This is a genomic window from Reichenbachiella agarivorans (assembly GCF_025502585.1).
Taxonomy (GTDB): Bacteria; Bacteroidota; Bacteroidia; order Cytophagales; family Cyclobacteriaceae; genus Reichenbachiella; species Reichenbachiella agarivorans.
Genome location: NZ_CP106679.1, coordinates 3,792,304 through 3,807,478 on the forward strand (window position 1 = coordinate 3,792,304; position 15,175 = coordinate 3,807,478).

11 protein-coding genes are annotated in these 15,175 nt (G+C 42.3%); 10 read left to right on the forward strand and 1 reads right to left on the reverse strand.

The features are described from left to right. Positions 1–9: 9 nt before the first annotated feature. From nirD to N6H18_RS15955, 10 genes are all read left to right on the forward strand, one after another. Entirely contained in the window at positions 10–387 is a 378-nt protein-coding gene (gene nirD / locus N6H18_RS15910) for a nitrite reductase small subunit NirD (protein ID WP_262309272.1), read from the forward strand. Positions 388–430: 43 nt separating this feature from the next. Next, the gene (locus N6H18_RS15915; RefSeq protein ID WP_262309273.1) at positions 431–1,807 is read left to right on the forward strand and encodes a PAS domain-containing sensor histidine kinase; all 1,377 of its coding nucleotides are present in this window, start codon (positions 431–433) and stop codon (positions 1,805–1,807) included. Positions 1,808–1,814: 7 nt separating this feature from the next. Continuing rightward, positions 1,815–2,489 carry a response regulator transcription factor gene (locus N6H18_RS15920; RefSeq protein ID WP_262309274.1) on the forward strand — a complete coding sequence of 225 codons (675 nt, stop codon included), beginning with the start codon at positions 1,815–1,817 and terminating at the stop codon, positions 2,487–2,489. Positions 2,490–3,033: 544 nt separating this feature from the next. Next, positions 3,034–6,576: a nitrate reductase gene (locus N6H18_RS15925; RefSeq protein WP_262309275.1), complete on the forward strand. Its 3,543-nt coding sequence runs from the start codon at positions 3,034–3,036 to the stop codon at positions 6,574–6,576. Positions 6,577–6,704: 128 nt separating this feature from the next. Continuing rightward, the gene (locus tag N6H18_RS15930; RefSeq protein WP_262309276.1) at positions 6,705–8,117 is read left to right on the forward strand and encodes a rubredoxin; all 1,413 of its coding nucleotides are present in this window, start codon (positions 6,705–6,707) and stop codon (positions 8,115–8,117) included. 255 nt (positions 8,118–8,372) lie between these two features. Beyond that, complete coding sequence (locus N6H18_RS15935; RefSeq protein ID WP_262309277.1) at positions 8,373–10,520, forward strand: catalase; 2,148 nt, start codon at positions 8,373–8,375, stop codon at positions 10,518–10,520. Positions 10,521–11,169: 649 nt separating this feature from the next. Beyond that, positions 11,170–11,880: a 3-ketoacyl-ACP reductase gene (locus N6H18_RS15940; protein WP_262309278.1), complete on the forward strand. Its 711-nt coding sequence runs from the start codon at positions 11,170–11,172 to the stop codon at positions 11,878–11,880. Between the two features lie 79 nt (positions 11,881–11,959). Beyond that, positions 11,960–12,454, forward strand: a complete 495-nt coding sequence (locus N6H18_RS15945; RefSeq protein ID WP_262309279.1) for a DUF6265 family protein — start codon at positions 11,960–11,962, stop codon at positions 12,452–12,454. 33 nt (positions 12,455–12,487) lie between these two features. Next, positions 12,488–13,069: a Crp/Fnr family transcriptional regulator gene (locus N6H18_RS15950; RefSeq protein ID WP_262309280.1), complete on the forward strand. Its 582-nt coding sequence runs from the start codon at positions 12,488–12,490 to the stop codon at positions 13,067–13,069. Positions 13,070–13,158: 89 nt separating this feature from the next. Next, complete coding sequence (locus N6H18_RS15955; RefSeq protein ID WP_262309281.1) at positions 13,159–13,602, forward strand: DUF1569 domain-containing protein; 444 nt, start codon at positions 13,159–13,161, stop codon at positions 13,600–13,602. 268 nt (positions 13,603–13,870) lie between these two features. On the opposite strand, the gene N6H18_RS15960 is transcribed toward N6H18_RS15955, so the two are convergent. Continuing rightward, positions 13,871–15,094 (reverse strand): ATP-binding cassette domain-containing protein, encoded by a 1,224-nt coding sequence (locus N6H18_RS15960; protein ID WP_262309282.1) that lies wholly within the window; start codon positions 15,092–15,094, stop codon positions 13,871–13,873. Between the last annotated feature and the right edge of the window lie 81 nt (positions 15,095–15,175).

The following is a 15,175-nucleotide window of genomic DNA, read 5'->3' on the forward strand; positions in this document are numbered from 1 at the left end:
ACTGTAGAAATGACACAAGAAATAGCAGAATACAAAACAGTCAAAGCAGAAGACGTAACTACTTGGTACAAGGCAGCTTCTATGGAAGCATTTCCAGACAATGGCGGTGCTGCCATAGAATACAAAGGGTTACAGATTGCCATTTTCAACTTCTCTAGAAGAAAGGAATGGTACGCCAGTCAAAACCTTTGTCCTCACAAAAAACAAATGATTTTATCCAGAGGTATGCTGGGATCCGAAGGTGAAGAACCCAAGGTTGCTTGCCCATTCCACAAAAAGACATTTTCACTCAAAACAGGCAATAACCTCAATGGAGATGAATGTGACTTGGCTACATATCCTGTGAAAATACAGGACGGGTATGTTTACGTAGGTTTTTCTCACTAAGCTGCGTATTTTCACCTAATATTGCACCATATATAATTTTGAATTGAGAAGTACAAAAACATTACGAGGACTGGGCTATTCTGGTATAGCTTCACTGATCGCTATAGTTGCTACTATATTGATCGGACAGTATTACCTGCTCTCTGGCCTATCTGAGAACCAATCAATCGGACAAAAAATCGTCTTTCTGTCTGTTCTGTTGATTCTCATCATTGCCATAGTCTTCGCTACGATGTATCCACAGTTCAGAAAGATTTACTTGTCATACACCGAGCTCATTCGATCGGAGGACAATGCCAAAACAATGGCATCTCAGGTATCCAAACTCTATGATGAACTAGGTAAATCTTACCAAGACTTAGAGGCCGTCAATCACATACCAGAGGAAATGAGCATCCTGATGAAAGCGGATATGAATGGGCGTATTTCACATCTGTCAGAAAAAGTCAAGGAAATACTCTTCATAGACAAGGAAAGCTTTCATAGCAATTTTTTTGATTGGCTCAAAGAGGAATCATACCGTGAGGATTTCATTGTGCAACTCAAGGACATGATTACTCAACAACAGTCTTGGAATGGAGAAATCAAAGTAGCCAATTCAGAAGGAGATTTTGTCTGGTTGGACTTGGTTATTCAGCCAGTCCCTACCTCTGTACTAAAAAATGAATATGCACTTTTGATCATCGGACGAGACATCAGCGACATCAATGAAGCACGTCAGCGATCAAGAGAAATCAACCACGAACTGGTTGACAAACGAGTCAAAGAGCAGCAATACCGATCCGTACTGATTCTAGAAGGGCAAGAGGAAGAACGGAAACGTATTGCGCAAGAAATACATGACGGAATCGGTCAAATGCTGACGGGACTAAAACTAAGTCTCGAAGGAATCATCCCTTCGAGTTCACCACATATGAGGCAGCGTCTGAGTGACTCCAAACATTTGATGAAAAGCATCATCAAAGAAGTACGCAGGGTATCATTCAACCTCGCTCCTAGCAGTCTGGTTGATTATGGAATTGTCCCTGCCCTGAAGAAAATCGGCCAAGAGACAACAGCACTGACAGAAACCATAGTCACCTTTGAAAACAAAACGGGTTTCATCAACAGACTAGACAGCAACATAGAAACCAACCTGTACAGAATTGTGCAAGAAGCCGTCAACAATGGTATCAAGTACGCCAAAGCAAAACAAATCAACATCACACTGAGCCACACGATCAACCAGCTACAGATCCAAGTAAAAGACAACGGAAAGGGGTTTGACATCAAAAAACTAGAAAAGGTAGGTCACTTTGGGGCATCAGGTCACGGAATATTCAACATGAAAGAAAGAGCTGCGTATGTCAATGCAGCATTTGAAATAGAGACAAACATCGGACAAGGTACAACAGTGACGATTAAACTACCTTTAACGTAACCCAACTATGAGTAAAATTAAAGTAATATTAGCAGACGACCACATTATCGTAAGAAACGGAATCAAAATCCTGCTCGAAAGTAACGGTGATGTAGAAGTGATAGCAGAAGCTTCCAATGGAGAGGAAGCCTTGGAGAAAGTAAAACTATTACGACCAGACATCCTCATATCTGATATCCGCATGCCTATCATGAACGGCATTGAGGCCACTTCTAAAATCAAAGAATTCTCTCCCAATACTAAAGCATTGATATTATCCATGCACGATGACGAAGAATATATCATCAAATCCATAGAAAGTGGAGCCTCAGGTTACCTACTGAAAGACACCACCAAAGAGGAGTTTTCAAAAGCACTACACGCCATCATGGATGGACAAAAATATTTCAGTGGAGACATCTCCAACATCTTGGTCAACTCCTATCTCAACATCAAAGACGGCAAACCTAGCTCTACTACCAATAGCAATGTCGGGGAAGTAGAATACCACATCACCAAAAGAGAAAAGCAAATCTTGCAACTAGTGTATGAAGGAAATAGCAACAAAGAGATCGCCGACAAATTGGGCAAGAGTGTTCGTACCATCGAAACACATCGCTTCAACATCATGAAAAAACTCAATGTCTCCAACATCACCGAACTACTGAGAAAAATAGATGCTGAACCCTACATCACTCAATAGATCACTCCAATAACCCAATAACCTGATTCGATTTTGAATACCCCTTCAAGGGCCTTTTTGAAGGTTTGGTTAACCTTTCGTTTCGTCTATGATCTGGAAAGAAATCCCTTGAAGGGTTTTCCGGCATTTTTATCAAAGGTCATTTCAATTTTGCTCTATAGTGGATCAGTCCTCTTTTAGAATCGAAATCAAGTTAATAGAAAATCAAAACCCATTGCTATGGTAGCAATGGGTTTTTAATTGAGATCACATCTAACAACGAGTCCCCCTTTCTCATGGTCTGCATGCCAATACTCAGCAGGAGGTTTGTGAGCCACAAACCACGGTAACAAAGAAAGCGTTGTCCTCGCTTCAAGCGAGGACAACGCTTCTCACCCGAATATATCATATTTTATGTCTTTTAGCATAAATACTACGTAGTTTACAACATATTTTATACGTACCAATACTTATTTTAAAAATGATTTAATTTATATTTGCACGTATAAGTTAGTGCCACTTTATGATTCTAACATTGATTTAGTAAACACTTATTCAGATTTATATGAGTTCTACTTTCAGCAACAAAAATACCATCAAAGCAAATACTACCTGTTCATACTGTGGTGTAGGATGTGGTATTGAGGTAAGTGTTGACAAGAAAGGCAAAATAGAACTCGAAGGTATCGAGGATCATCCCGTCAGCAGAGGTATGCTGTGTTCTAAAGGCAGAAACTTGAATTACGTAGTTCAAGATCAATCCGATAGACTCACCTACCCTCAGATGAGATGGTCCAAGAGCCATCCCTTGCAGCGCGTAGATTGGGACACAGCCATCGACCGAGCCGCAGCAGTATTCAAAACTTTCATCGAAAAACATGGGCCTGATTCGGTAGGATTCTACATATCTGGTCAGTGTCTTACAGAAGAATATTACCTTGTCAACAAGCTGACCAAGGGATTTATCGGCACCAACAACGTAGACACCAACTCCAGACTCTGTATGAGTTCTGCAGTCATGGGCTATGTCAAGACTTTGGGCGAAGACTCTGTTCCTATCGCTTATGAGGATATTGAAATTGCAGATACTTTCCTAATAGCTGGTGCCAATCCAGCCTGGTGTCATCCGATCCTCTACCGCAGAATCGAGCAACACAAGGAAAAGAACCCAGATACAAAAATCATTGTCATCGATCCAAGAGTGACTGACTCATGCTCACACGCAGACCTGCACTTGCAATTGAGACCAGGCACAGACATTACTTTGCTCCAAGCAATTGGTCGAGTACTGATTGAAAATGGCAATATTGACTTGAATTTCATCCAAAATCATGCAGATGGTTTTGAATCTTACAAAGAAGAAGTCTTCCAAACCAGCATCGCCGATGCAGCACAGATCTGTGCAATTCCTGAAACAGACATTCGCTTGGCAGCCCAATACATCGGCAATGCCAAGGCATTTTTGTCCATGTGGACGATGGGCTTGAACCAAAGCACACAGGGCGTCAACAACAATTTTGCCCTCATCAACCTGAACCTGATCACGGGACAGATCGGCAAACCTGGAGCAGGACCATTCTCCCTCACAGGTCAGCCCAATGCCATGGGTGGTCGAGAGGTCGGTGGCATGGCTACTCTCCTAGCCGCTCACCGCAACCAAGCCAACCCCGAACACAGAGACGAAGTAGCCAAGTTTTGGGGTGTGGATTCCATGCCTGACAAACCAGGTCTCACAGCTACACAGATGTTTGATGCACTGGATTCTGGAGAACTGAAAGCACTATGGATCATCTGTACCAATCCGTCTGTCAGTATGCCAGACGCCAACTTGGTAGATCGAGCACTAAAGAAAGCCAAATTCGTCATCGTCCAAGACATCTCCTACAAGTCCGACACTGTCAAATATGCCGACTTGGTACTCCCAGCGGCAGGGTGGTTGGAAAAAGAAGGTACGATGACCAACTCGGAGAGAAGAATCTCCTACCTACCCAAAGTTGTAGACGCACCTGGCGAAGCACTGCCAGACAACGAAATTTTGATGCGCTTTGCGCGCAAGATGGGCTACCATGGTTTTGATTTTGAGACCATCCAAGACATCTATTTGGAGCATTGTCAATTGACCAAAGGCACCAATATTGACATCTCGGGTCTCAACTATGATAGACTCAAAAAAGAAGGTAGTGTACAGTGGCCTGTTCCTTCCGAAGGTCACCCTGGCACCAAAAGACTTTTTGAAGACAAAGTCTTCTATACACCCAACAAGAAGGCACAAATCCTGACAACTGGCATCTCCAATCAAGGAGATATGATTTCAACAGACTTTCCATTGATATTGACTACTGGACGAATCAGAGACCAGTGGCACACCATGACCCGAACAGGAAAGGTGAGCAAGCTCAACAAGCATATTGCCAAACCTTATCTAGAGATACACCCAGCTGACGCCAAAAAGAGAGACATAGCAGATGGCTCACCCGTCATAGTCAAAAATGAACGTGGGGAAGTCAAAGTAACTGCTACCCTCACAGACAAAATCAAGCAAGGAGTGGTATTCCTCCCGATGCACTGGGGCAAAATACTGGAAAGCAACTTTGGCAGAGCCAACAACCTGACCAACAAAGCATTTGATCCGATCTCAAAACAACCCGGATTCAAATATTCGGCTGTTGAGGTGGAGAAATTCGTCAAACCCGCGCAGAAAATCGTGATTATAGGTGCAGGAGCAGCAGCATACCGCTTTCTCAACACCTACCGCACACTCAACGAGTTGGACGAAATTCATGTGTTCTCCAAGGAAGAATATCCCTTCTACAACAGGGTACTGCTCCCAGAATACGTCAACCAACATAAACGTTGGGAAGACCTGCTCAAGTTCAAGTACGGTGAGTTCGAGGATCTCAATGTCCATCTGCACAAGTCTTGTAGCATAGAAAAAATCAACCGGGAAGCAAAGACAGTCACAGATCAGTTTGGCAAGACGCACCCTTATGATATACTGATCTTGGCAACAGGCTCTAGGGCTTTCGTACCGCCGAATATTCCGTTGGACAAACCAGGACTGTTCACCATGAGGGATCGATCTAGTGCTGATGCTTTGATCGAGTTCACGGGCAACAAAGGACACGTGGTGATCGTTGGCGGTGGACTGTTGGGATTGGAATTGGCCTCTGCGCTGCGTGAGATTGACGTACGGGTATCTATCATTCAGTTGTCCAACCGACTCATGGAGCGACAGCTAGACCCTATGGCCAGCACCCTACTCCGCCAACTGATGGAGGACATGGATGTTGCTGTCTACACCAACGATGAAGTACAAGCCCTCAGAACCTTCGAAAAAGAAAAAAGAGTCGAGGCAGACCTAAAAAGCGGCAAAACACTCCATTGCAATGCGGTCGTATTTGCCATAGGCACCCGACCCAACTCAGAGATGGGAAGAGAAATCGGATTGGAGTGTGGACGAGGAATCTTGGTCAACGATTACCTACAGACCTCTGACCCTTCTATCTATGCGATCGGTGAGATAGCAGAGTTCAACAGGATGCTGAATGGTACTACTGCGGCTGCCGAGGACATGGCTGACATCTCAGCTAGACACGTAGCGGGCAACTTGACCGCACTGTATCAAGGCACTGTCTCGATGAACATCCTCAAGTTCCCTGATTTGGATCTCTGCTCCATCGGGATGCCAGATCCACCACCGACCATGAAGGATTATGAAGAGATTCTATTCCTAGACAAGTCTCAGAAGTACTACAAGAAATGCATCATCCACAATGATAAGTTGATAGGTGCCATCCTGATGGGAGACAAATCCGAATTTGCGGAATTCAAAGAACTCATCGAAAACAATGTAGAACTGTCCGACAAGCGAAAAGAATTATTAAGATCAGGCGACAAAGGCGAACCGATGATTGGTCAACTAGTCTGCTCTTGTAATAATGTCGGGACGGGCAATCTGGAAAATGCCATTACCAGTGGGTGTAACAACCTGATCGATATATGTCAAGCCACAGGTGCAGGATTGGGCTGTGGCAGTTGCAAAGGTGAGATCCAACAGATGCTCAAAGCGCACCAAAATCAAACAAAACAAGAGGTTGTAGAAGCCTAAACCACTTTGTCATTCTCTGTCCGAAGCTATTCTGCCAATTTTGTGTCCTCAAAAAAGAATTAGCTTCGTTCAGAATGACATTTGCAAATAGTATATAGATTTGAAACTTTAATGAATAAAGGTTGAGCATGAAGAAAAAGGATTTGGTAAGGGTCTTTGTCAAGGGTGGAATCTTGTCGACAGGTGATTTTCTCAAAATCATCAAAACTGCGAATAAGTTAGGGAGTGACTATGTGCACTTTGGTTCCAGACAAGATATTTTGTTTCCAGTCGCAGAGAAGAACAAAAAGGCACTAGACGAAACCTTCACTCAAATCAATACCGACTACCAAATCAACGACTTTACTCATCAAAACATCATCAGTTCCTACGTCGCTCTGGATGTGATGCCACACAGAGTATGGCTGGTTCCGCACGTTTTCCACCATATACTAGACAGCATCAAAACCAAATCCAAGTACCGTATCAACATCGTAGATCCTTTGCAAAGTATGGTACCGCTGTTTACAGGCAACATCAATTTTATTGCTTCCAAACAAGACAATTACTGGTACTTGTATCTGCGATTCAAAAACACCAACAATCAACCTATAGCCTATTCAAAAATCATCTATGGCTATGAATTGCACAAAGTAATTTCCTTGATCAGTGAGATGAACGTAGATGAAGACAACATTCAAATCGAGGATGTATTCAAAGCCATAGACAAACTAGACCTAACCAAGCAAAACCCACAAGAAGAACTTCACTACCCAAAAAGCAACTTCCCCTACTACGAAGGACTCAACAGAGAACCAGGAGGCAGTTATTGGCTAGGACTCTATTGGAGAAACAACAAGTTCAGTATCAAAATACTCATCGACATCTGTCAGCGCTGCATCGACACCAATGTCGGTAGAATCAGCCTCACTCCATGGAAATCCTTTATCATCCAGGGGATTCAAGAAAAGCACTTGATTGGTTGGGACAAACTGATGGGAAAATCAGGCATGAACCTCAGACACTCCTCCCTAGAACTCAACTGGCATTTGCCCGTCTTGCACAATGAATGCTTGGAACTCAAAAACTATCTGGTACGCGCACTCGATCAGCAAGACATCAGTACCTCTGGCTTGACTTTTACAGTCAAGCCTAACGACGACATCTATTTATTCACTTCTGTGGTAATAGAATTTGACGAGCAAACTCAAGGTGAGAGACAGTACAACATCCTCTACAGCACGGGGTTTAACCCCAATGCTGGCGAATACCATACCTATGTAGCTAATGCATCAAGAGAGATCCTGCCTGCCCTTCTCATCGAACTCAGTCACTTGTACTACGAACAGCTGGAAGAAGTCCCTGTTGACAACTCTCCTTCAAGAAAAGAAGAAGTGTCCCAATCCGTCAAACACCAATGCAGCAGCTGCATGACTGTCTATGACGAACAATATGGTGATCCTGCAGCAGACATTGCTCCCAATACGTCCTTTGAGCAATTGCCCGCTGATTATATCTGCCCCACATGCGGAGACGACAAGAGCCATTATAGTTTGATTTAGATTACATTCTAGATTCTTCTGCACACCACTGACATGTGAGTTGAAAACTTGGGGAGCACCTTACCCATAACTGAGTAGATAATTCCACATAGTATACTATTGAGATGACTCCAAATATTCTGTTTTTAGAATTAAAATAGGCGCTAATAAAACAATTGAGACTAAAAACGCCACTAATGATTCTCCTTTAATTGGTTGGAATGTATATTGATAGTGTTATGGATATAATTTTATACAACCTGAAAATCACAATCCATGGCCAAGCAAAAAAAAGCCTCTTTAGAAGGCACATCCAGCAAAAAACAAGAGCAATTAGCTAAAGACAAGCAAGACAACATCAATCAACCTCTGACTACCAACCAAGGACTCAAAGTCAACGACACCAACAACTCCCTCAAAAGTGGAGAAAGAGGTGCCACTTTGCTAGAAGATTTTTTGTTGCGCGAGAAGATCACTCATTTTGATCATGAGCGCATTCCTGAGCGCATTGTACACGCGAGAGGTAGTGCTGCTCATGGTGTATTTGAACTTTACGACCCGATTCCTGAGTATACCAAAGCGGGTATTTTCAACGACACCCAGCGGAAAACTCCTGTTTTTGTCCGTTTTTCCACTGTGGCAGGTTCTAAAGGATCCCCAGATCTTGCCAGAGACGTGCGTGGGTTTGCCGTCAAATTCTACACAGAGGAAGGCACATGGGATTTGGTTGGTAATAACATGCCCGTATTTTTCATCCAAGACGCGATGAAATTTCCAGATCTCATTCACTCCGTGAAACCAGAACCAAACAATGAAATACCACAAGCTGCATCCGCACATGATACTTTCTATGATTTTGTCTCTCTCACAACAGAGACATTACACAATCATATTTGGGCAATGAGCGATCGTGCCATACCGAGAAGCTTCAGAATGATGGAAGGTTTCGGGATACACACTTTTCGTATGATCAACAAGGAGGGCAAATCTCACTTTGTAAAGTTTCATTGGAAGCCAAAATTGGGTATTCACTCTGTCACGTGGGATGAAGCAGTAAAAATCAATGGTGCTGATGCCGATTTTCATCGAAGAGATCTTTGGGATGCCATCGAGGATGGTGAGTATCCAGAATGGGAATTGGGACTGCAACTCATTCCCGAAGAAGATGAGCACAAATATGATTTTGACCTCTTAGATCCTACCAAATTAATCCCTGAGGAAATGGTTCCTGTCAAAATTGTAGGCAAAATGACCCTAAATAAAAACCCTGACAACTTTTTTGCAGAGACTGAGCAAGTTGCCTTCCTTCCAGGTCATATTGTACCAGGTTTGGATTTCACCAATGACCCTCTCCTACAAGGCAGACTTTTCTCCTATCGAGACACGCAGTTATCCCGATTGGGCACCCCAAATTTCGAACAAATTCCAATCAATAAACCTGTAGTCCCAACTCACAATAACCAGCGCGATGCGCACATGCAGACCCGTATTCCAGAAGGTCAAACGGCCTATTTCCCTAATACATTGGGAGGTGGATGTCCTCATATGAGTAAAATGTCTGAAGGTGGCTTTACGCACCACGAAGAGCGTATAGATGCCAAAAAAATCAGGACACGTAGCGAGAGTTTCAGTGATCATTTTTCTCAACCCGCTTTGTTTTACAGAAGTCTGGCAGATTGGGAACAAGCCCACGTCGCAGACGCTTACACCTTCGAACTAGGCAAGTGTAAACACGACGCTATTAAAAGTAGGATGCTCTGGCTCATCAATCAGATTGATGAAAACTTAGCACAACAAGTAGCTGATGGACTGGGCATGACCGTCCCATCCAAAATCGATCAACCGATCAATCAGGCCATTGGGGCAGATGCGGATGTAGCAAAACATCAACCTGGTAAAAAGAAAATCTATCTTGATAAGTCACCAGCTCTCAGTCAGGCGCAGACAAAATTTGACAGCATCTCCACGAGAAAAATTGCCATTTTAGTTGCTGATGGTTTCAGCATGAAAGACTATGAAAAATTACAAAAACCTTTAAAAAACGAAGGAGCGAAACCTCTCTTAATTGCCCCTCATGGAGGCACCATCAAATGCGACCAAGACATGGATCACAAAGTGGATGCTGCCATTGACACCACAGAGAGTGTCTTGTATGATGCAGTATACATTCCTGGGGGTGCCAAGTCTGTAGAAAAACTTATTACTACATCGAAGTTTATTAAATTCATCAATGAGGCCTTTAAGCATTGTAAGACGATTGGTGCCGATCATGAAGGAGAGCAACTTCTAGATCAGACTTTTGTCAAAAACCATAAAAAGGATAAGGCTATATTGATTAATGAAAATGCTGAGGCTTTCAAAAGCGCTCTCGCCCATCACCGAAATTGGGAGAGAATGGAGATCGCCAAAGAAGTGCCTGCATAATTTTCTATGCTTAAGAAGTATCAGTAGTTAGGTCATTGACACTGTCTTTTGGCTAATAACATTCTATAAATAAGCATCAGGAGAAAGTCTCTTTGTTGAAGCACGTGCTTCAACAAAGAGACTTTCTAGTTGCTATGTAGGTTACACCCGTACTACTCCAATGTGCTTTTTTCATAATAAACATAAGCTTATTATGAAACTTGTAAAGACAACAAGAATCTCTACAATTAGATTTTAGTATCCAGTGACTATGGAACTACTCCGTTACACAGACACGAATAATCAGTGTTTAGAGCATAGCAACTAGGATATCACAAAACTACCATAACATCAGAAACCTATTCCTCTCACATTCCAATCACCAATTAACAGACTCGACTTGGCAAAACACGGCTAAAGTCATCACTTTGTCCACTGCAGTAGGTCTACAAAGTAGCGAAAGACCCTTCTTTAGTCGATAAATACAGCTTAAAGGCACTTTCACAAGAAATAGAAGTTTTTGACCTCACTCCCCTAAAAAACGAAAACGTGTAGGAAGCGACAGATCATATATCTAATTTTACTTCATAGACACAGAGCTACCGATATAGGCTCTAGATTCAAGAAAAAACAGCAAAACCCCGTTTAGGCGGAATGAAAATCCAAACAAATGAAAAACAAGAAAGCAATTATTACAGGTGGAGGCAGAGGTTTAGGTAAAGCTACAGCGATCGCATTTGCCAAAGAAGGAATAGATGTGGCCATCACTGGTAGAAATGAAGAGGTGATGAAAGAGACCGTTGATGAGTTGAAAACACTTGGCGTCAAAGCTACTTATGCAGTGTTCGATGTGGGCAATTACGAAGAAGTCCAAAAAGGTATCAACACCCTCATCAGCGCACTTGGTTCTGTAGACATCTTGGTTAACAATGCTGGCATTGCAGCATTTGGATCATTCAACGACATGGAGGTCAGTCAATGGAGTCAAATCATCCAAACCAACTTGATGGGTATGTACTATGTCACCAAAGAAGTTCTTCCATACATGATCAATCAGAATGAAGGAGACATCATCAACGTATCCTCTACTGCTGGACTGAATGGAAATGCCAGCACATCTGCCTATTCAGCATCCAAATTCGCTGTGATTGGGATGTCCGAATCGCTAATGAAAGAAGTACGAAAAAACAACATTAGAGTCTGCACCTTGACACCCAGCACTATCGCCTCTGACATGTCTATTGACCTAGGCATAGCGGATAGAGATTCAGCAGACCGGGTTTTACAACCAGAGGACTTCGCAGAACTGATTGTAGCAGGATTGAAACTCCCAAGAAGAGCCATGCTCAAAAATGCCGCCTTGTGGTCTACCAACCCTTGATTTAATTCTATTAACAAATTATTACTAACTAGTGGCTGTAACGAAACGGCCATATATTGAACACTCAAACTCCACAAACATGAAACAAATATTGATTCTAGCTACTAGTATTTGGATGATCGCTTGCACATCCACCAATCAAACCAACACTCAACAAGAATCCACTGATGCCCCTAAAAAAATCGAAAGCTTTGACTGGCTATTGGGCAAATGGGAAAGGCTAAATGAAGCAGAAGGCCTGAAAACCTATGAAAACTGGGACAAAATCAGTACAACCGAATATACTGGTATTGGTTTTACCATGCAGAATGAAGACACTCTCAAGCAGGAGAGAATGAAACTGATTCATAGATCAGGGAAGTGGGATTTGACGGTGAAGGTTCCCGAAGAAACTGAATCCGTCACCTTCGCCATGACTAACTACACTGACAGTACTTTTGTTTTCGAAAATCAAGAAATTGATTTCCCCAACACCATCAAATATTGGAAAAACGGAAACAAAATCAATGCATTGGTCGCTAATACCGAAATGAAAATTTCGTTTGAATTCAAAAAACAAACTGCTATGCACTGATAGTGCATAGCCTCCCTAACCATCAATAATTCCATGACAGAATCCCATTTTTTAACGCATGTTTTTCAGACCAAGGACTTTTCCAGCGAAGAGTTGGCAACCATCATTCCTCAGTTCAAACGAACTACATTTTCCAAAAACGACTACTTGCTAAAAGGAGGTCAAATAGAGAATTACTATTGGTTTATCGAGAATGGTTTTGTGCGGTCATATGTCGTAGATACAGAAGGCAATGATATTACAACCAACCTCTGTGCTTCTGGAGACATCGTGATCGACTGGACTTCTTTTTTCCTCAGGAGCCCAACTAGAGAACACATTCAAGCTCTGACTGATTGTGTCTGCTGGCAGTTGGACTTTGATACTTTTCAGCAACTGTTTCATAGTATACAGAGTTTTAGAGAGCAAGGTCGAACGACATTGGTCAACAGCTATTTCTCATTAAAAAAACAAAGCGTATCGATGATTGCTGATCAAGCCAAAGAACGATATGCTAAACTGATCAAAGAAAAACCTCATATTATTCAAAACATTTCACTCAAACACATCGCTACCTATTTAGGGATTACTGATACTTCTCTGAGCCGAATTCGAAAAGAAATTTCAGACGAATAGCTTTTTCTTGTCCTATGGCAAGTTTTGTTTTCATAGGTACAGATAGTTTTGAATCAAACATTGACTCACCAAATAAAACTTGCTAAAACATGAAAACAATCATTGACACCAACACAATAACAGAACTAATCAGTAGAATAAATTTGCTGCAAACCAACAGCTCAGCCCAATGGGGAAAAATGGATGCCTACCAAATGCTGAAACATTGTACGCTAAGCGAAGAGATGTTTCATGGAAAGAATAGCTACAAACGCTTATTTATTGGCATGTTGTTTGGCTCTATGGCTCTAAAAGGGATATTAAAGAATGACGATCCAATAAAGAAAAACCAGCCCACACATCCTGCAATGAAAATATCTGGGACAGGTGATTTTGAAAAAGAAAAAGCAAAATGGATCAAGCTAATACAAGGATATGAGTCCTACTCTAGCGACAATTTCATTCATCCTTTTTTCGGTAAAATGACCACTAAACAAATTGGACACTATGTGTATAAACATACTGACCATCATCTAAGACAGTTTGGTCATTAGACATAATGTCCAAAACTAAACCATTTACCAAACTCTGTGGAATGCCATTGTTGGCCTTTGTTTTATCCATGACTCTTTCTACTGGAGTCAAAGGCACTCATGTCTTCTGAGTTTTCAAGTACATCTGTTGCCATTGCACATAGCTTTATGAAGGATAGCACTTAGAAATCAATTGAGCAGACCATACTGCAGGTTTTTGAACCTACTGCTAATATGCAGAACAGAGTACTTAGACAGTATTCATAATCACACTTCCAAAACCTGTAGTCTAAACACCAAGTACTATGCCGACCGATCCCTCCTCACTAGCAATGAGTTCAAAGACACGATCAGGATGCAGTCCCTTTTCATCCTGATGAGACACATATAGAATGGCTGTTTTGCTCTCCTGAGCGATCTTGTTGACCAGTGCAGCCATCAGTTTGGTATTGTGATCATCTAGATCCGAGGCAGGTTCGTCCAATATCAACAAGGGCGGATGCTTGACCATGGCTCGAACAATCAGTACCAATCGTCTATAACCAATCGGCAAATCTATAAAAGGCTTGTCTCGTTGCTCCTTCAAACCTATCAAGTCCAACCATGCTTCGGTTCGTTTGAGTTGCAGCTCGGTAGGTCTATTGTAGAGTCCTATAGAGTCATAATAACCCGATATAATCATGTGCTCGATGCTCTGATTTCGCCAAAAGTCATAAGTCATCGTGGAAGTATAGTACCCTATGTTTTTTTTGATATCCCAGACCGATTCACCACTTCCTTTTTTGAATCCAAACAAGGTGATATCTTGACCATAAGCTTTGTGATTATCACCTGTAATCATAGTCAGCAAGGTGGTTTTTCCTGCACCATTAGGCCCTTTGAGCTGCCAAAACTCCCCAGGTTTGATCTCCCAATTGATGGCTTTCAAGATGCACCGATCCAGATAGGATACGGATACATTTTTCATCCGAATCAAATATTCGTCCTCATATAAAATCGGTTGAATAGGCTCAGGAATTTTCCCCTTCAGGACAATCTCCTCTTCTATTTCTTTCTGCAGCACAACCAGTTCCTTGCCAGCGTACTGCAGTTGCGTGGTTCCTATGGCCAAGAAGTCTCTGGTTCTGCTGACAATATTGACAGTAGACACTTTGCCAGCGATAGCTTCTAGTGCCGCTACCAAATCTTCCCTTCCTTTCACATCCAGACTATCCGAGGGGTTGTCGAGGATGATCACTTCTGGCTGCTGACTCAATATATGCTGCAACAGTGCTTTCTTTCGCTCCCCACTAGACATAGATTTGAGTGTCTGTCCTCTTTGATTGGTGACCTCATATTTGTCATGTATGTCCTCTTCACGGATGTATTTTGCCAATACCACCGCAGAATAGAGCAAAATTCGTTTTCCAATAATTGCTGGAAGAATCTCACGCTGAGAGAGTAATTGATCGATTAACCTTTGCTTTCCTGCCCCATTGGGGACATAAATATTCCAATGCTGTGTATTCGTCATTTAGTCGCTAAGTTATAGCTACTAAATTATTTTTCCTGAGGATGTGTAAGAAACACTCCACTTTGGCGTCAAACGGCTGTA